This is a genomic window from Prevotella multiformis DSM 16608 (genome assembly GCF_000191065.1).
Lineage (GTDB): Bacteria > Bacteroidota > Bacteroidia > Bacteroidales > Bacteroidaceae > Prevotella > Prevotella multiformis.
In genome coordinates this window covers 401231-419385 of the sequence record NZ_GL872282.1, presented here as the reverse complement: position 1 = coordinate 419385, position 18155 = coordinate 401231, and the positions used below count along the sequence as shown (strand labels likewise).

The following is an 18155-nucleotide window of genomic DNA, read 5'->3' as shown; positions in this document are numbered from 1 at the left end:
AGCTGTCCTGTGTCCGTCTCGTTTTAATTCAGTAATTTTGCAGACAGCTGTTACAGAGTAGACTTATAAAGAGCTGATTATGGGAAAAGGGAAAGAAATCTGTAAGATACTTAAAGGTATCCGGAAGAAGATAGCGGAGGCAAACGGCATCAGTTATCAGCCTGCCGAGTGTCATCATGAAAGCGGCTGCACAGGTACCTGCCCTGTCTGTGAAGAGGAACTGCGCTACATTGAGGGGCAGTTGAAAGCGAATAAGGACAGCGGGATCAGCACGAAAATAGCCGGTGTCGCTGCTGGCATCTGTGCGGCGGTCATGCCTATGATGGCCGCTGCGCAGAATACAGATCCTCAGGGGATGCCCGACGGGCGGGTCATCACAGCGGAGAAAGATGCTGTAAGCGCAGGAGTGCGGTCAGATGACCGTACAGATTCGGTACTGATATGTGGAAAGGTCATAGACAAAGCGAACAAGGAACCTTTGCCGGGTGCTTCCGTCTTGATAGAGGGTACAGGTCGGGGGACGGTAACCGACATGGAAGGCCTGTTCTCCTTGAGGATGTCGCCCGATGCCTCCTTGACGGTTTCCTTTGTCGGCTATAAGAAGAAAACGATTCTCGCCGGAAAGCTCCTGCATTCCCCCGGCAACATCATCGCTCTTGAGGAAGATGAAAGCCTGCTGGGCATAGTCGTCGTTGGAGAACCGGTTTTTGATGATGTTTATAACCGGCAGGGTCAAAGGCCGAAGTCACATGAAGAGAAGAACAGACCGTAAATCCCGTTGTCTTAAGGATGTATGATGAAGAAAGGAAAGATTACCTGTAAGATTCTGAAGAGTATCCGGCGGAAGATCGCAGATGCAAACGGCATCAGCTATCAGCCGGCCGAGTGCCATTTCGAAGGCGACTGCACAGGCACCTGTCCTGCCTGTGAACAGGAAATCCGTTACTTGGAGGCGCAGCTGAAAGTGCGGATGAGCAAAGGCTGGAACATAAAGGTAGCCGGTCTGGCGGCAGGGGCCTGTGTCGCAATCGCCCCTTTTGCCGCATGCAGCAGGCTGCCGAAGTCCGACAGCGTACAGAATGGAATGGACGTGCCGCTCCAAGGAGAGAGAGTTGAGGTGGTGGAAGCACTTACGGAAGATATGCAGCATTCGGTCGTGATCAATGGCCAGGTGAGGGACAAGTATGCGGATAAGCCCGTCTGCCATGCCGTTGTCCGTAGGTTGGGAGATGCAGAAGGCGTCGTGTTGGGGGAGGATGGACGCTTTTCTTTGCGCGTCGGCTGCAATGACACGCTTGTCTTTTCCGGACCAGCTTCTTATCTGGACAGTGAACTGCCCGTCAGCACCCTGAAGGAATCCCATGGAGTAATGGTCTATCTGTTACCTAAATGGTATGAGTTAGGGAAGGCTGTGCCAGATTCGCTTCTTTCGGAAGAAACTGAAAAAAAGACCCCCAGGTCGCACAAAGAGAAATGCAGTCGGAAATAACCGCACCGTTTATAGCCGTCAACCGGCACAGGATCGGCACAGACGGAGTGGGAGTGACGACCCTGGTCGCTTTCCATGGTTGTCCGCTCCGTTGCCGGTACTGCCTGAACCCTCAATGTCTGCAGGCCGGGGGCGTGTGGCGCAGGCTGACACCGGGTGAGCTGTACAGCGAGGTGGAGATCGATGACCTTTACTTCGTGGCGACAGGTGGCGGTCTCTGTTTTGGAGGCGGCGAACCGCTTTTATATCCGGAGTTCATCAGGACTTTCTCCGGAATCATGAACCCGGAATGGCGGCTGACGGTAGAGACGTCGCTCAATGTCCCGCTTGAAAATATTGAATCGGTTGCGGCATTGATCCAGACTTGGTATATAGACATTAAAGACCTCACCCCTGCCATCTATAACGCTTATACCGGCAAGGACAATGCACAGGTGCTCCGTAATCTCGAGTGGCTGTCGGCGAATGGATATGCAGACAAGGTCATTGTCCGCCTGCCTTTGATACCGGGTTATAATACTGAGGCGACCCGTCTGTCGGGTCGGCGGCGGTTGGAAGCCATGGGCTTTGCACGTTTTGACCAGTTCACATATCTGGTATGATATTGCCGTCCGTCCGACATTTCCCGTACAGGACCTCCTTCGGGTGTCTTGTCCGATTGTATAGCGACAGGGGTGATCCGGCCTTTTCGGCAAATGTGTTGATGCCCGTCACACATCGTGCTGGCGGTGAACATCGGTTGTGCTGAGGACATATACGCTTACAGTCTTTTGCTTGTATGAAGCCGGTTTTTGCCGTGAAAGAAGAGGCTTGTGCCGCCGGCGACTGGATGAAAGAAGGCCGGTTCCTGCCGCCTGTGGACTTTTGGCACGGCCCCCGGAAACAATGGATGGTTCTTCCGTTCAATGCGTGGATGCTTTTCGTATAGCTTTATCGGAAGAACCGCGGTGATCCATGAAACAAAAACATGGCCAAGGCTGTCAACTGCCTGTTCCATGATCATCCTCCGATACAAAGACCTTTTCATTTTAATACATTGAGATACAGATAGGATTTTGAAAAACCATTACATAAATTCAGACGAATCATCTGCAAATATAAAAAACGCATGCAAAAAACAGGTTTGTAACCAGCAGTCAATCAATTGGTTGTCAAGCCGTTCGTAAAAGGTGCTTGATTGGACTTCAAAAGGGCGTTAGTTAGACTTCAAAAGGGCATCCATTGCAAGTCAATCAGGCATCTTTTAGAAGCCAGAAGAGCATGTGTCAGCTTGGCTTTCATGAAAACAATTTACAAACACCGATGATATGGGAATAAATTGTTTGTAGAAGGCGGAAAGACATGCTGATGGACAGGCATCGTATCAATTTGCCTTTTCTGCATTTTATCCTGTTAGTCTATCCTCCTTTTAAGGCCACCTGTTTTTGGACAGTCATACCCTGCAAGTGCGTAAGGCTTTTGCTTGCTTTTTATGTTCGTAGCACTAAGACAAGTGAAAATTCTGACATTTCCAAGTGTTTTGAGAATTATGTTTATCAGGCACTTGGGTTACTTAAAGGATTTCATGCTGCGGAATTAATGTAAAAGGAAAAAGTTTTTGTATTTTTGCAATCAACTTAAAAAGTTTTTGAAATATATTTTATAAAGACCTATGGATACAGAATCAATCTTAAAGTTTAAAAAGATTTTAGAGTACTTTGTTGCACATTTAAATTATATGGAGTCTGGTAAATCTCAGGATATTCCGGGATATGCTCAATATATTAAGCCTTATGAGGATAAGGGAAACTTTGCACAGACAGGACAAGGTTATAATGGTGGGACTATCCAAAACCAAATTAAAGACTGGGAAATGATAGATGATGAAAAGCTATGCGTTAATATTCAGCCTAATTTTGGTTCTTATCGGTCAAGAAAATGCTACTTGAACTGGATACGAACTGGTATTAATATTTTTGCCCAATGGGGTGACAATCAGATTAACGGGGTTAGTATAGGTTTCTCATACTGGTGGAAGAAACCTATAGATTATAAGATTGTTAAGCCTGAATCGCTTGATAAGCTTGGGTTGTATGACAATAGTGACCAGCCAAACAGCGAACTCATTAAATTCTTCGATTATTTTATGAATGAAATAAAGGAGTTTCACCGAAAGACAAGCAAATACTATAAAGCCGTTTCTGAGTTTTACCGTGATACAGAAAGTAAAAAAAAACTTCATGAGAATAACGATATTATTAACACAATCCTTGCGAATAGAAATGTTATCTTTACTGGTGCCCCCGGTACTGGCAAGACCTATTGGACAAAAGAATTAGCTGCTCAGATTATACTTAATGATGTTTATGATGAAAGAGATCCAGCACAAAAGAGTATGATAGATGAGCAGTATGATTTTGTACAGTTCCATCCTTCTTATGACTATACGGACTTCGTGGAAGGCTTACGCCCTGTAGATGACGGAAATGGAAACATCTCCTTCAGGCGTGAGGACGGCATTTTTATGGCTTTTTGCAGAAAGGCTTTAAAGGCATATAACGAGGTGGAGGATAAACAAGATGCGCCAAAGTATGTCTTTGTCATTGACGAGATTAATAGAGGTGAGCTTTCAAAGATTTTCGGAGAGCTTTTCTTTAGCATCGACCCCGGCTACAGAGGAGTAAAAGGAAAGGTCAAGACACAATACCATAACCTGTGGAAAAATTCAGTGGACGAAACTCAAAAGAGGTTCGGCGATACGGACTTCTTCTATATTCCAGAGAATGTCTATATCATTGGTACGATGAATGATATTGACCGCAGTGTAGAATGTATGGATTTCGCTATGCGTCGTCGCTTTGCTTTCAAGGAGGTGTTAGCTTCTGACCGTCTTAATATGATTAGCAATGATAAAACTCTTGGCAAGGCATCTGATGAAATCATAAAGCGATTGGAAAATCTGAATCTATGTATCCTCTCTATCCAAGGGCTTTCAAGTGCTTATCAGATTGGTGCAGCTTACTTCTTAAAACTGAAGAACTATTTAAAAGACGATAATTCAATTGCTCCTGAATCTTGGGAGAGCCTGTGGAAAAACCATATTTATGGTTTGTTGTTCGAGTATCTTCGTGGCTTTCCTGATGCACAAGAAAGTCTGGATCAGCTTTATGAGGCTTTTCAACTGAAGAGTACATACAGTCAAGTTAATGGTAAGGTAATAAAGTCATAAAAGTGGATAACGATGGGTAGGATTATTCATCTTACAGATAATAACACAGAGGGTTCCTATATTGATGATGGGGTGCTTGATATTCTGAAGATTGCCAATATCGGCAACCTACGGGACAATCCTGACCTTTTGGTTTTTCCTTATTCGCTTGCAGAATCGAACGATAGTATCGGTGATTTACCGATATTGAACACGTCTCATCATAACTATGACAAGGATGGGAAATGCCTTTCACTAAAGGTACATACAGGAAACCTTATGGGTTTTATCGGGATGAATGAAACTTCTGTCAGCATTCATTCCAGATTTACCCATAAGAAAAAACAAGGCGTTGCTGACGATGAAGGAAAAGACTTCTTCCTTTATTACATGCTTCAGAAGGTGTTATCAATCAATTTGTTAGACCTTAAACACACGACAAATAAGGAAGATAAAGCACTTGACTTCCTGCTCTTTCTGTTTCCTGTTCTGCTGAAAAAGGCTTTGTCACAAGGACTATATAAGGAGTATCAACACAGATATTATGATGATGCAAGAGTGAAAGGAACCGTTGACATTTCGCACTTTATCAGAAATGACATCCCTTTTAAGGGGCGTGTTAGCTATAAGCTACGTGAATATAGTTATGACAACACTGTTACGCAGCTTATCAGACATACAATAGAGTATATAAAGCAAAATCCTATCGGTGCTGAAATTTTAAGAAACGACCAAGAAACGATAGACAATGTTGCCCAAATCGTTATGGTAACACCAAGCTATGACAGGCATAACAGAGAGCGTGTCTTAAATGAAAACAGGAAACCAAAGGTTCATCCGTATTTCCTAAATTATCAGATGCTTCAGCAGTTGTGTGTAAGAATTCTAAAGCATGGGTCGCTCAAGTATGGCAGAAGTGAGGACAAGGTGTACGGAATACTGTTTGATGCTGCTTGGCTATGGGAAGAATATCTGAATACCATACTTTCTAAAATCGGGTTCACACATCCGAGAAACAAGGAAGGAAAGGGAGGTATAAGGATGTTTGCCAATCCAACAGATGAGAACAGCTTTGATAGCAATGGCAGGCGTATCTATCCTGACTTTTATCGTGAAGACTATATTCTGGATGCCAAGTATAAGCATCTAAATGGGAGTGTAGGGCGTGAGGATCTTTATCAGGTTGTCTCGTATATGTACTGTATGGACAAGCCTTACGGTGGTTATGTCTATCCTGACGACTCCAATCAGAAAGCAACAAGATTCAAACTTGCGGGTAAGGGACTTGAATATAAGGGAGATACGGGTGGTGTTCTGTCAGTCATTCCATTTAAAATACCTCAAAAGGCTGACAACTGGAAGGATTTTCTCCAAGGTATAAATCAGTCAGAGAGCAGGTTGAAAGAATCATTAACCACCAGATGCCATTAGAGCGCAAGCATTTTTTGACTTGTCTCCAGTTCATTTTGTTTTTTATGTTCGCAGCACTAAGATTAGGTGGAATTTCTGACATATTCAAGTGTTTTGAGAACTTTGTTTATCAGGCACTTGGATTTCTTGCAGGAATTTATGCTGTGGAAGCAATATATAGAGTTTCCCTTTCGTTATTCTATTTGAAAAGCATTATCTTTGCAATTACTAAAAGACAGAATGTATGAAGAAAGCGTTTGTCGTTTTATCGTTGATCATATTGTTGTTTCCTATGACGATGTCAGCACAGAGTTTCGATGTTTTATGGAAGCAGGTGGAACAGGCACGCCGGAAAGACCTGCCTAAGACGCAGATCGGCCTGCTGGGTAAGATTGAGCGGAAGGCACGCCGGGAGAAGGTCTACGGCCAGTTGCTGGCGGCCACGCTGCAGTCGGCGGAATTGCGGACGCAGATTTCACCGGACTCGTTGGAGGTGGAGTTCGACAGGCTGAAGATGCTGGCAAAGGAAGCCGAGGGCAAGGATGAAGTGCTGGCGGCGGTCTGCAACTGCATCCTGGGGGCGGTCTCAAAAGAGACTGACAAGCCTGATGCCGAACAGTATTTCCAGAAGGCTCTTGCCGATCCGTCGCTGCTGGCAGGCCGGAAAGCGGAGGATTTTAAGCCGCTGGTCGTAAGCGGAAAGGATGACGGCATCTTCAACAACGACCTGCTGCACGTCATGGGCATGCAGGCGGGAGACTATGGCCGGCTGAGCCGGTATTATGCGGCACACGGCAATAGAGAGGCTGCCTGCTATACGGCAATGCTGGCTGCTGAAGAAGATGAAGAGCGGAGTTCCGCCCGGCTTGATTCGGTCATGCAGGTCTATGGTGACCTGCCGATCTGCGGAGAAGTGGCCGTGGCACGGTACGAAGCCATGGACGAGGACACGCCCGCCGAAGATCGCATCGCCTTTATAGACAAGGCACTCGCCCGTTGGGGTACTTGGAAAGGGATCGATGCATTGCGCAATGCACGCAGGGAGCTGACGGCATCGAAGTTTGATGTCAGAGTCCAGAGGCACTGTGTGACACCGTCTGAACACGCCAACGAGGTCTCACTTGAAATCCGTAACCTGACCGGTATAACGCTGACGGTGACACGTACGACGCTGAATGGGAATCACGGTCTTTCCGTTGCCGACGCCTCTGACTTGCAAAAGATAAAGGCTGCGCTGCTGCCTTCTACGAAACGGACCATCCGGCGGACATACGAGCCGCACAAAGACTACGAGAACTTTAAAGACTCTTTCCAGATGCCCGCATTGCCGCTGGGTGTCTATCTGGTACAGGTGGAGAGCACGGACAGACGGTTGCAGTCGGAGTATGTACTCTATTATGTTACCAACCTCTTTGTAATGACCGAACGGCAGCCGAGAAACAGGTCACGTTATGTTGTCGTCGATGCCGGGGAGGGGCAGCCGGTGGCCGGTGCGACCCTCCGGCTGACTTTCGACAGGAGATATGGCCGGCAGCCGGTGACGAAGACTTTGACGACCGACAAGAACGGAGAGGCCTTTCTGACAACGGAATATTCCGAACCGGATGTATATGTCTGCACGGCCGGAGACAAGGCCTATCCTTCATCGAGTATGTATAGCCGATACCGTTTCTACAAGTCTTCGCAAGGCGGACTCGTGGCGGAGGTCTATACGGACAGAGGCATCTATCGCCCCGGTCAGACGCTGCATGCCTCTGCAATTGTCTATCAGATGATCAAGTCCGGTTTCAGGACGAAGGCCGAGGAGGGCAGGTCCTTTGACCTTGTCGTGCGTGATGCCAATGGAAAGGAAGTCGGCCGCAAGACGGTGACAACCGACCGATTCGGCACTGCTGCGGCAGACTTTGAACTCCCGTCAGGCGGTCTGACAGGCTCTTACTATATTGTCGCCGACTGTGGTTCGCAGGCATCAAAGCGGTTCCGTGTCGAGGAGTACAAGCGGCCGTCTTTTGCAGTAAGCATCGACGACTATAAGGACAAGTACGCCTTCGGCGATACCATCAGGCTGAAAGGCCATGCCAGGAGCTTCGCCGGTGTGCCTGTGCCGGGGGCTAAGGTACATTATACGGTTACGCGCCGCCTGCCCCTCTGGTGGTGGAACGACGGTGATGCCACCGGGGAGGTCAAGACGGAGGATGTCGTGACAGACGAGCAGGGCGACTTTTTCCTGACGGTTCCCCTCACATTGCCCAAGGGAGCGGCGAAGGAGCAGAAGAAGGGACATACGGGCCGTTCCCGCTTCTATGTCTTCGAAGTGGAAGCATCGGTAACAGATGCGGCAGGCGAGACCCGGGACGGTTCAGCCTCACTGCCTTTGGGGACAAAGGAAACCGCGCTGATGTGTGCCCTTCCTGAAAAGAACCTGCGTGACAGCCTGAAGACTATCAGATTCGATTATGTCAATGCAGCCGGACAGGCTGTGGAAGGTACCGTAAGATACGCAATCGTACCGCAGCAGAAGGATGAAAGCCGGTACACCTATGCCCATTATGCAACCGCCAGGGCCAACGAGGCGGTGCCGATAGGGCGGATGGCATCGGGAGCTTACAGGCTGCATGCCGTCTGCGGGACGGACACGGTGGATACCGATTTCTGCATCTTCTCGATGGAGGACAGGCGTCCTGTCATTGAGACGCATGACTGGTTCTATCTGAGCAGCCACAACTTCCCGCGCAATGGCGGGCCGGTCTACTTGCAGGTGGGGTCGAGCGATGAGAAGCAGCACGTGGTTTATTCCATCTATTCAGGCGACAGGATAATCGAGTCGGGAGCTTTCGATCAGGACAATCATATACAGACACGTAAACTGGTCTATAAGGAAGAATATGGCGATGGCATAATCCTCAATTACGCTTGGGTGAAGAACGGCGTGCTGTACAGTCATGAGGAGAGCATCTTCCGGCCGCTCCCTGACAAGCGGCTGATCGTGAAGTGGCGGTCGTTCCGTAACCGACTTGTCCCGGGACAGCAGGAAGAATGGACGGTGACGGTCAGCCGGCCTGACGGGAAGGCGGCGGACGCACAGCTGATGGCGACGCTCTATGACAAGAGCCTGGACGAGATCGTCTCCCATGCCTTGAGCCTGTCTCTGACATTCGGCCGCGACTATCTGAGCACCTTCTGGGCATCAGACTATGGCAGGTCTTTATACCTCTCTGCCGCTGCTTCTGCAAAGACCAAGACCGTTCCGGAACTTTCCTTCTCGGAGTTTGACGGCAGTTTCTTTTCCTGTTTTGAGCTTGACGAGGTGGTAGCCATGGGCTTCTCTCCCCGGAAAAACATGGTTCTGTCACGGGCGGCAGTGTCAAAGAGCATGGCTGATAGCGTCGCTTGTGAAAGCAAGGTGTTCTGTTGTGCCGAGCAGGTGCCTGCCAAAAATGAAAGCAGGGCGACAGTCAAGTACACGGCTCCGGTCATCAAAAAAGATGAAGAAACAAAGATGGGGAAGGTCTCCCTGCGTGAGAATCTGAACGAGACGGCTTTCTTCTATCCGCAGCTGCATACGGACGGTAAAGGCAATGTCAGCTTTAAGTTCACGCTCCCGGAGAGCCTTACCACATGGCGTTTCCTCGGACTGGCGCATGATGTGGACATGAACAGCGGTCTGCTCACGGATGAGGCCGTGGCACAGAAGACGCTGATGGTCCAGCCCAACATGCCCCGTTTTGTCCGTGTCGGTGACGAAGCGATGATCTCGGCACGCCTGTTCAACCAGTCTGAGAAGCCGGTCAGTGCGGATGCGAAGATTGAAATCATTGATCCGGAGACGGATAAGGTGCTCCTGACAGACAGCAGGCCGGTCGTGCTGAAGGCGCAGGGCAGTGCCTCAGCGACGTATAGCCTGGCTCCGCTGCTGGCGAAGGATGCGGGGAGGCTGAGGGCTGACCAGGCTCTGCTCGTCGCCCGCTTCACGGTCGAGGGCGATGGCTTCTCCGACGGAGAACAGCATTATCTGCCCGTGCTCCAGAACCTGGAATACGTTACGAACACCTGTCCGTTCACACAGCATGAGGCCGGGGTGAAGACGATAGATGTAGGCAGGCTCTTCCCGAAGAACAGCTCGGATCAGAAGCTGACGGTCGAATACACCAATAATCCGAACTGGCTGATGATCCAGGCCTTACCGTACGTTGCAAAGACGGACAGCAAGGATGCCGTCAGTCTGGTGTCCGCCTACTATGCCAACCGGCTGGGAAAGCAGATCGTCGAGACCTCGCCCAATATCAGACGGACGATAGAGCAATGGAAGAAAGAGACGGGGAAGGAGACCTCTATGATGTCGGCGCTGGAGAAGAATCAGGAGCTGAAGTCATTGGCCCTGAACGAAACACCATGGATAATGGATGCTTCCAGCGAACGTGAACAGAAGCAGATGCTTGTCCGCTTCTTTGACGAGAATCAGCTGCAGCATGGTCTTTCGACGATATTGGATAATCTGAAGAAACTGCAGAATCCTGACGGCTCTTTCTCATGGTGGCCGGGCATGGACGGCAGTCTTTATATGACAGTGGCGGTTACGAAGACCCTTGCACGTTTACAGCATCTTACGGACAAGTCGGCTGAAGTGTCCGCAATCATCAATGCCTCCTTCCGCTATATGGACAGGGAGGTGGCAAAGCGTGTGGCAGAGATGAAACGTGAAGAGAAGAAGCATGATACGACCCTGTTCCCGACAGACGAGCTGTGTGATTATCTTTACACACACGCATTGGTCTCACGGGATAAGACGACTGCCGACATAAATTACCTTCTCGACCGGCTGACGAAGAAACCGGCAGACCTGACGATCTACGGCAAGGCGAATACAGCGGTGATTCTTCAGCAATACAATAAGGTGGAAAAAGCACGTGAATATCTGCAGAGCATCAAGGAATACACGGTCTATACGGAGGAAATGGGGCGTTACTTTGATACGAAACACGCTTATTACAGCTGGCGAGACTACAGGATTCCGACGGAGGTGGCCGCGATTGAAGCCGTAAAGACGATTACGCCTGCTGACGGGAAGACGCTTACAGAGATGCAGCGCTGGCTCTTGCAGGAGAAACGTACACAGGCCTGGGATACGCCGTTGAACTCAGTGAATGCCATCTGGGCATTCATGGACAATGGTGACTGGCTGATGCAGAATGGAGAAAAGGCACGGCTGATGCTGGATGGGAAACCGCTGCAGATGCCGCAGCCGACAGCCGGACTCGGGTATGTCAGGACGACGGAACCTGTCGCTTACGATGCGTCTGCCCGTCATGAACTTACGGTCGACAAGAGTAGCACCGGGACAAGCTGGGGAGCCGTCTATGCACAGTTCTTCCAGCCTTCGGCGGAGATTGCCGATGCTTCAGCCGGGCTGAAAGTGAAACGTGAGGTGCTGGGAGACAGTGCCCGGACCGAAAACGGAGAAGTCCTGAAAGTAGGCGACAGGGTGCGTATCCGGCTGACGATAACGGCCGACCGTGATTACGACTTCGTACAGGTCATCGATAAGCGGGCCGCCTGCCTTGAGCCGGTCAGTCAGTTGAGTGGTTATCATTGGGGCTATTACATCGCACCGAAGGATTACACCACGAATTATTACTTTGACTGTATGAGAAAAGGTAAACACGTTGTGGAGACGGAATACTATATCGACCGTGCCGGGGTCTATCAGACAGGGACGTGTACGGTGCAGTGTGCTTATGCCCCTGAGTACGGCGGCCGTACCGGTGCCTTGCAGTTGACGGTCGGGAAGTGACAGATGCCGGATTATGGCAGATAGGACGGAAGAGTCGGCATGATGCTTCTGCTCCTTTCTCACCATGTGCCTTCGACGACACATCCGGCTTTGACGCTCTTAGCTCTTTTTACTCCTTTAACTTCTTTAACTCCTGAAATCAACCTATGCTTCAAATAGAGATAGATGATGGCAGTGGCTTCTGCTTCGGTGTGACCACTGCCATCAAAAAAGCCGAGGAAGAACTGGCAAAAGGTACGAAACTTTATTGTCTGGGCGACATCGTGCATAACAGCATGGAGGTGGAACGCCTGACGAAGAAGGGGCTGATCACGATCAATCATGACCAGCTCCGCGACCTCCATGACGTAAAGGTCTTGCTGCGTGCGCATGGAGAACCGCCGGAGACCTACGAACTTGCCAGACGTAACAACATTGAGATTATCGATGCCACCTGTCCTGTCGTCCTTGCGCTCCAGCGACGCATCAAAACCCAGTATGAGAAACGGCAGCCGTTTTCAGGCGGTTCATGGGTAAGCGGAACGGCAGACGGTTCGTCGGACAGCCGGACGGATGAGGCCCCGTCTCCAGAAGTCCGGCGGATGGACGGCGGACAGGACAAATCTTCTTCACCTTGTTCCATCCAGAGCGAGGCGGGGGACGAGGCTTCCATCGTCATCTTCGGGAAGAACGGCCATGCAGAAGTCCTCGGTCTCGTAGGCCAGACGCACAGCCATGCCATTGTGATAGAGAAGTTTGAAGATGTGAAGACATTGGATTTCAATCATGACATCTATCTTTATTCGCAGACGACGAAGAGCCTGGATGAGTTCCACAGAATCATTGACTACATCCAGCAGCACATTTCTCCGAATGCGAAATTCCAGAGTTTCGATACCATCTGCCGGCAGGTGGCGAACCGCATGCCGAATATATCCAGCTTTGCGGCCCGTCACGATCTGATACTCTTCGTGGCAGGAAGGAAGAGTTCGAACGGCAAGGTGCTTTTCCATGAATGCCTGAGCGTCAATCCGAATGCACACCAGGTGGAAAGTGCGGATGAAATAGACATGAGCTGGTTTGAGGGAGTGCAGACGGTAGGCATCTGTGGTGCTACGAGTACTCCCAAGTGGCTGATGGAGGAATGTCGCGACGAGATTCTCCGGCACAGAGGGTAGCCTTTCGCAGGTACTCTCTGTTTTGGAAACATACGCTGTCGATATTGCTGGTATTATGGTTGCATGGGCGATGATCCGTCCGATGCAGTATTGTGTCAATATCCGGTTCTCTTAAGGTCGGTCGATGGAGTATGCTGTTACGTATCTGCCTGGCCGTGCTTTCAAATCGGAGGAGGATGTCAGGGAGAACACTGTCTGGACGATGGTTTTACGGAGCAGATGCGGAGTCCCGGATGAGGAAAGGCACACAGTTCCTGATTTCGATAGGCAATGGTGTCGCCTTGCATCTGTCTGCCGTGATGGTCAGCCTGACGAGGCAGGCCCGTGTGTTGAGGGGTCTGTGCTGGTCGAAGATGAAGTTGCCGATGCCGTAATAGACCGGTTTCCCCCGGTAGGTCTCGGCCGTCTGGAGCGTGTGGCTGTGGTGTCCTACGATGGCATCCGCCCCGGCATCGATCAGTCTGTGCGCTTCTTCACGTTGTCCTGGGAGTGCCCGTAGGTGGTGTTCCCAGCCCCAGTGCAGCAGGACGAGGATAACGCAATGACGGTCTGCCCTACGTAGCCGGGCCACACGCATCACAAGGCTGTCTGCACTCTCCTGACTGACTGACGGCTTTTGCGGAAGATAAGGGAAGTTTTCCAGCGGCAGCCGCAGCGACGTCACCACCCATACGGGTCTCGGGCGCGCGGAAATGAGTACGGGGCGTGCCGCCTCCTCCATGTTCCTGCCGGCTCCGAGAGGCACCATCCCCGCCTTCCTTATCTGTTCCTGCGTGTCCAGCAGTCCGTTCCGTCCTTGGTCAATGCTGTGGTTATTGGCGAGGTTCAGGTGGGTGATACCGTGTCGGTACAGTGCCGGCAGCCACTCCGGTTCGCCCCGGAAGATGAAGCGTTTGTACACCCGCTCTCTGATTGCAGTGACCGGGCACTCCAGGTTGGCGATGACGTAGTCGGAGGAAAGGAACAGCGTGTCGACGGAGGGGGAGAAGAGACCGTCTATCCCCACCTGTCCGATTCTCTGTCTGACCCCTCTGTCCAGCAGCAGGTCGCCTGCAACGACGATGCGTAGTGTCTCGACAGGGAAGCCCTGCTGTGTCTTCCCTGTCCCGGCAGTCTCCGTCCCTGTTCCGTTGGAGGAGAACAGGGGTATGGAAAGCGCAAGGAACAGGCAGAGTCTAACAGCCTGAACTGTAGAAAGTCTCTTCGTCATCAGCAGACATCCCTTTTGCCGGTGCAGTCACCTCTTTCATCCATACAGGCGTGCCGCCTGCCGGTGTCTTCATCAGTTCTTTTTGCCATTCCTCGTCGGTCATGCGTGGGTCGGACACCAGACGGGTGAACTCACGGTAGGAGAAAACTGCACCCCGGGTAAGGTAGAGGGAACCGTCTATCTCTACGACCACGTAGATTTCGTAAGCCGGACCGACACCCTCGTAGAGCACGCACCTGTCTTTTATGGCAACGTTGTCGCCGTTTGCGGTGAACACATCTGCGACGACGGCCACTTTCTTGTCCGTACTGACGACATCCGACCACCCCTGCAGCATCTGATTGTCCTCGCTGACAAGTTCCAGGGAGATGTTCTCGACGGTCGCACCGACGATCTCTATCTGTTCGTATTCTTCGTCTGTAAGCTGCTTGCCGGCCAGCTCCTTCCTGCTGATGTCGCGGCAGAACTCGGCCAGTTCCCTGATGCGTTCCGTGACGGCCTTTGCCTTTTCGGTCTGCAATCCGTAGGTGGTGAGCGTCCTGTCCATCTGCATGACCAAATCGACGGCCTTCTCCCAGAACCGCACATTAGGCTCGATGTAGCCCTTTACGACCGGTGCTTCCGGGCCGCCGTCGCCGCATTCCGCCAGCATGGGCTGCTTGGCATAGAGAATGGCATCGTGTTTGAGTTCAGCCCAGGAGGCGAGGGCTGTGTTCAGAATCTTCTTCTGCCATTGCGGGGTCTGCATGAAGTAAGGCCGCACCTGTGCTGTGTCGCCCAGCGTCTGGAGCGACTGCATCCATCGGTTGGCCATGCAGGCATCCCATTGTGTGTCGGCAGTCTTCCTGCGTGCCTCGTCCAGAGCTCCGGCAAATCCCGGCCACTTCTGCGCTTCCTTCAGCTCCTCCGTGAGGATCCGTTCCGCTCCCGGAAGCCCCATTACGGCCATCCAGTCAAGTCCCTTCGGGCATGGGCGCAGTGAAACCTTGCTCTTGTGGTCTACGGTTTCTATCAGTGCGGCTGCATCGGGCTGGTAACGCTGCGGCATGATGTCTACGAGGTATCTGCTGGCACGTGCCGACGGCATCACGATCCGCATCTGTCCCTGTGCCAGCTTCTCTATCTCCTGTGCCAGTTTCTTCATGGCTTTCCCCGACTGCAGCAGTTTTCCTATCGGGAGTCCTGTCTGTCTGATGAGCCCTGAGACCTGTTCCAGCGTGATGTTGTCGGGTGTCCCCATGAGGTAGGTGATCGGATCGCTCACTTTGCCATATAATTCCTGCAGCTCCGGCCGCTGGTTGAAGATGTCGGCGATGAGTGCTACCTGCTTCATCTTCTCGGGCTTGTCCGTCCCGAAGTGGGCTGTCTGCAGCCACATCATCCCCCGGAAATAGCGGCGGCAGAGCTGCGAACGAGTGTAATGGCCGCGCGGCCGGAAGAGCGCATAGGCGAACGGCTCCCTCGGAGGGAAATACTCCAGCATCTCCGAGTAGGTGTTCTTTCCGGCGAACACCTTGCGTATTTCGTCCGCCACCATCTGCCGGTAATTCTCCGGGATATCCGGAACGGCATCCTGCCCCGGTGCCTCGTCGTGGCTGAAGAGCCATGATGCCACAGCGAACCACGCCTGTCCGAATTCCGCCGCCGTCCGCACTTCGGCTTCCCGGCTGCTGCCGGCAAGCATTTTCAGTTCTGTTCCCATGCGGGAGGAGAAGACGGTCATGAGCGAGTCCAGATGTTTCTCCTCCACGTCACGGAGCACGCAGTCGAAGTAGAGATGGAAGAGCTGAAGGTACAGGTCGGTGGTGACGAAGCTCGGGAAGTCGGCATAGTCGTTTTTCTCGTACACGTGGAAGAGCTGGTTGTGCTCGGCCGGCACGATGGCGAAGCCTGTCCGCCCCAGCATTTCATGCAGCTTAGGGTCAAATTCTTTCAGCTGGAACGGATTGACCAGGTTGTCCATGTTGACCCGTCCCCTGCCGTCTTCCGGCTGGAAGTTCCGTCTTCTCAGTTCTGCTTCCCTGGCCCGGATGCGTGTGGCGAAGTCGAGCTGGGCTTTTGTGTAACGTGGTGGAATACTGCGCCCTTGGATCTCCTCCCGGTCCCAGTGCCCCAGGAGCGTGTCGGCATACCATGTTGTCGTGCTGTACAGCGCGCGCAGTGTGGCATCCTTGAAGGCGTAGCCTTGTCTGGCGGCGAAGGCATTGCGCAGTGCCCGCAGTTCGCAGAGGTTAAGCTTCGAGATGTCCATCTGCATGTCAATCTTCCCGTTCAGTTTCTCCACGTTGATTTTTCCTGCCCCGGGAAGGACAAGCGGAGTTTTCTTTTCCTGTGTCCGGCCGATGTAGGCGTCGTCTGCATAACCGCCGGTATTATGGTTCTGTGCATGGGCGGCCGGCAGAGCGCACAGCATCAGTGATCCGGCCATCATGCTGAATGTTTTTCTCCGCAGCAGTCGGCAGAGGGAGGAAGGGTGTCTCATATCGTCATGTATTAAAAGTCAAAAGCCTTTTTCCGGGCTGCCGGAAGTGAATTTTTCCATGGCTTCCTTTCGGCTCACGGCTCCGGTCAGGAATCGTGCGAAGGCCAGGCCGAAGTCGTCCCATGTGTAGTCGGCGACGACATACTTTCCGTCTGTCGTCGATTGGAGTGTCCGGACGTAGGGGCTGGCGAAGCGGAAGTCGCAGAGGATTCCGCCCAGACGTGAGCCCATCCACATGGGACGGATCTTGCCGTTCACCTGTTTGAAGATGAAAAGTCTCCGTTCCGGCTGCGGATAGAAGCGGGTCGGTCTGATGACACCTACGAGCGCCTCGTCCTTCCCGTCGCCGTCCAGGTCGCCTGTCGCCAGCCTGTAGACAGGATAATCCAGCCGCCATCTTGCCACAGTCTTCGGATCGGCCGGTCTTCCGCTGTTCCCGGCCGGTCCGCACCATTCCCTTTCTGCCGTCCGCAGACACAGCCACGAAAGCGAGTCATGGAGAGTCTCCAAGCTGAATGTCAGAGATGGCTGTGCCATGCTGTTTCCCCACAGGAAGGCGGAGAGGAGCAGGCAGAACATCCGTCTGTGTCGTTCTGTACCCATATATTTCGGTACAAATATAAGCAATAAAACAGAGAAAGCAAAGTGTTCCGAATAAAAAAGGTTCTTCCGTCAAATACATAGATTGGAAATAGAGGCTCATGCGCTTGCATGGTATGACTGTCCTGAATCAGACGGTCTTTGCAAAGGAGGATAAACTGAAAGATAAAATGCAGGAAAGGAAAATTGAAACGATGCTGTCCATCGGCGTGTCTTTCCGCCTTCTACAAACAACTTATTCCCATGTCATCGGTGTCTGTAAATATTTTTGTGCAGCTCAAAGCTGACACATGCCCTTCCGGCTTCTGAAAGATGCCTGATTGGCCTGCAGCAGGTGCTCTTTCAGCGTGTTACCAACGCCCTTTTGAAGTCCAATCAGGCACCTTTTACGAACGACTTGACAACCAATTGATTTACTGCTGGTTACAAATCTGTTTTTTGCACGTGTTTTTATATTTGCAGCTGATTTATCCGAAATTATGTAATGACTTTTCAGAACCTTATCTGCATTTCCTACGCATTAAGATGAAAAGGCCTTTGTATCGGAGGATGATGACAGAATAGACAGCTGACGGTCTTGGTCATGTTTTTGTTGAATGAACCATTTCGGTTCTTCCGTTAAAGCCATACGGAGAGCATCCGCGCATTTTACGGAAGAACCATAAAAATCCCAGTTCCAATCATTATGGAACCGGGATTTGCTGTCAGCCCCCCGGATGTCCATATCCTTGCGGACGGTGGACATGGGGAGCCGGTCTGTTATCCTTTATCTCACCTTAAAAAACTAACCTTTAAATCCTTTCATCCTTGAAGGCTGCGGCCGGCATCG

Annotated in this window: 11 protein-coding genes; 7 read left to right on the top strand and 4 right to left on the bottom strand. The window is 51.3% G+C overall.

Annotation, left to right across the window (positions count from 1 at the left end; translation table 11 throughout):
- Window positions 1-79 precede the first annotated feature (79 nt).
- From HMPREF9141_RS01785 to HMPREF9141_RS01775, 3 genes are read left to right on the top strand one after another with little or no spacing between them, the layout of a single operon-like run.
- A complete protein-coding gene (locus tag HMPREF9141_RS01785; RefSeq protein ID WP_007366698.1) occupies window positions 80-772 on the top strand; it encodes a carboxypeptidase-like regulatory domain-containing protein in 693 nt (230 codons plus the stop codon).
- Window positions 773-793: 21 nt separating this feature from the next.
- Entirely contained in the window at window positions 794-1489 is a 696-nt protein-coding gene (locus tag HMPREF9141_RS01780) for a hypothetical protein (RefSeq protein WP_007366697.1), read from the top strand.
- Window positions 1474-2091 (top strand): radical SAM protein, encoded by a 618-nt coding sequence (locus HMPREF9141_RS01775; RefSeq protein ID WP_007366696.1) that lies wholly within the window; start codon window positions 1474-1476, stop codon window positions 2089-2091. Before HMPREF9141_RS01780 ends, HMPREF9141_RS01775 begins: the two co-directional genes overlap by 16 nt.
- A gap of 158 nt (window positions 2092-2249) precedes the next feature.
- Here the strand turns inward: HMPREF9141_RS01775 and HMPREF9141_RS13215 are convergent, their stop codons facing one another.
- Complete coding sequence (locus HMPREF9141_RS13215) at window positions 2250-2486, bottom strand: hypothetical protein (RefSeq protein ID WP_156792401.1); 237 nt, start codon at window positions 2484-2486, stop codon at window positions 2250-2252.
- A gap of 654 nt (window positions 2487-3140) precedes the next feature.
- Here HMPREF9141_RS13215 and HMPREF9141_RS01770 point away from each other — a divergent pair.
- The 4 genes from HMPREF9141_RS01770 (at window position 3141) to HMPREF9141_RS01750 (ending at window position 13034) form a co-directional block, all read left to right on the top strand.
- Complete coding sequence (locus HMPREF9141_RS01770; RefSeq protein ID WP_007366693.1) at window positions 3141-4697, top strand: McrB family protein; 1557 nt, start codon at window positions 3141-3143, stop codon at window positions 4695-4697.
- A gap of 12 nt (window positions 4698-4709) precedes the next feature.
- Window positions 4710-6107, top strand: a complete 1398-nt coding sequence (locus HMPREF9141_RS01765; protein ID WP_007366692.1) for a 5-methylcytosine restriction system specificity protein McrC — start codon at window positions 4710-4712, stop codon at window positions 6105-6107.
- Between the two features lie 223 nt (window positions 6108-6330).
- Window positions 6331-11877 carry an alpha-2-macroglobulin family protein gene (locus HMPREF9141_RS01755; protein WP_007366690.1) on the top strand — a complete coding sequence of 1849 codons (5547 nt, stop codon included), beginning with the start codon at window positions 6331-6333 and terminating at the stop codon, window positions 11875-11877.
- 146 nt (window positions 11878-12023) lie between these two features.
- Window positions 12024-13034 (top strand): 4-hydroxy-3-methylbut-2-enyl diphosphate reductase, encoded by a 1011-nt coding sequence (locus tag HMPREF9141_RS01750; RefSeq protein ID WP_007366688.1) that lies wholly within the window; start codon window positions 12024-12026, stop codon window positions 13032-13034.
- Window positions 13035-13242: 208 nt separating this feature from the next.
- Here HMPREF9141_RS01750 and HMPREF9141_RS01745 read toward each other — a convergent pair whose 3' ends face one another.
- The 3 genes from HMPREF9141_RS01745 to HMPREF9141_RS01735 form a co-directional block, all read right to left on the bottom strand.
- The gene (locus HMPREF9141_RS01745) at window positions 13243-14244 is read right to left on the bottom strand and encodes a CapA family protein (protein ID WP_007366687.1); all 1002 of its coding nucleotides are present in this window, start codon (window positions 14242-14244) and stop codon (window positions 13243-13245) included.
- Window positions 14210-16675, bottom strand: a complete 2466-nt coding sequence (locus HMPREF9141_RS01740) for a DUF3160 domain-containing protein (protein ID WP_007366686.1) — start codon at window positions 16673-16675, stop codon at window positions 14210-14212. The genes HMPREF9141_RS01745 and HMPREF9141_RS01740 overlap by 35 nt, the downstream gene beginning before the upstream one ends.
- 69 nt (window positions 16676-16744) lie before the next feature.
- Entirely contained in the window at window positions 16745-17329 is a 585-nt protein-coding gene (locus HMPREF9141_RS01735; protein WP_174256060.1) for an FG-GAP repeat protein, read from the bottom strand.
- Between the last annotated feature and the right edge of the window lie 826 nt (window positions 17330-18155).

Coding starts and splice junctions, on each gene's coding strand:
- HMPREF9141_RS01785 (WP_007366698.1), top strand. CDS start 80: ATGGGAAAAGGGAAAGAAATCTGTAAGATACTTAAAGGTATCCGGAAG.
- HMPREF9141_RS01780 (WP_007366697.1), top strand. CDS start 794: ATGATGAAGAAAGGAAAGATTACCTGTAAGATTCTGAAGAGTATCCGG.
- HMPREF9141_RS01775 (WP_007366696.1), top strand. CDS start 1,474: ATGCAGTCGGAAATAACCGCACCGTTTATAGCCGTCAACCGGCACAGG.
- HMPREF9141_RS13215 (WP_156792401.1), bottom strand. CDS start 2,486: ATGGAACAGGCAGTTGACAGCCTTGGCCATGTTTTTGTTTCATGGATC.
- HMPREF9141_RS01770 (WP_007366693.1), top strand. CDS start 3,141: ATGGATACAGAATCAATCTTAAAGTTTAAAAAGATTTTAGAGTACTTT.
- HMPREF9141_RS01765 (WP_007366692.1), top strand. CDS start 4,710: ATGGGTAGGATTATTCATCTTACAGATAATAACACAGAGGGTTCCTAT.
- HMPREF9141_RS01755 (WP_007366690.1), top strand. CDS start 6,331: ATGAAGAAAGCGTTTGTCGTTTTATCGTTGATCATATTGTTGTTTCCT.
- HMPREF9141_RS01750 (WP_007366688.1), top strand. CDS start 12,024: ATGCTTCAAATAGAGATAGATGATGGCAGTGGCTTCTGCTTCGGTGTG.
- HMPREF9141_RS01745 (WP_007366687.1), bottom strand. CDS start 14,244: ATGACGAAGAGACTTTCTACAGTTCAGGCTGTTAGACTCTGCCTGTTC.
- HMPREF9141_RS01740 (WP_007366686.1), bottom strand. CDS start 16,675: ATGATGGCCGGATCACTGATGCTGTGCGCTCTGCCGGCCGCCCATGCA.
- HMPREF9141_RS01735 (WP_174256060.1), bottom strand. CDS start 17,329: ATGGGTACAGAACGACACAGACGGATGTTCTGCCTGCTCCTCTCCGCC.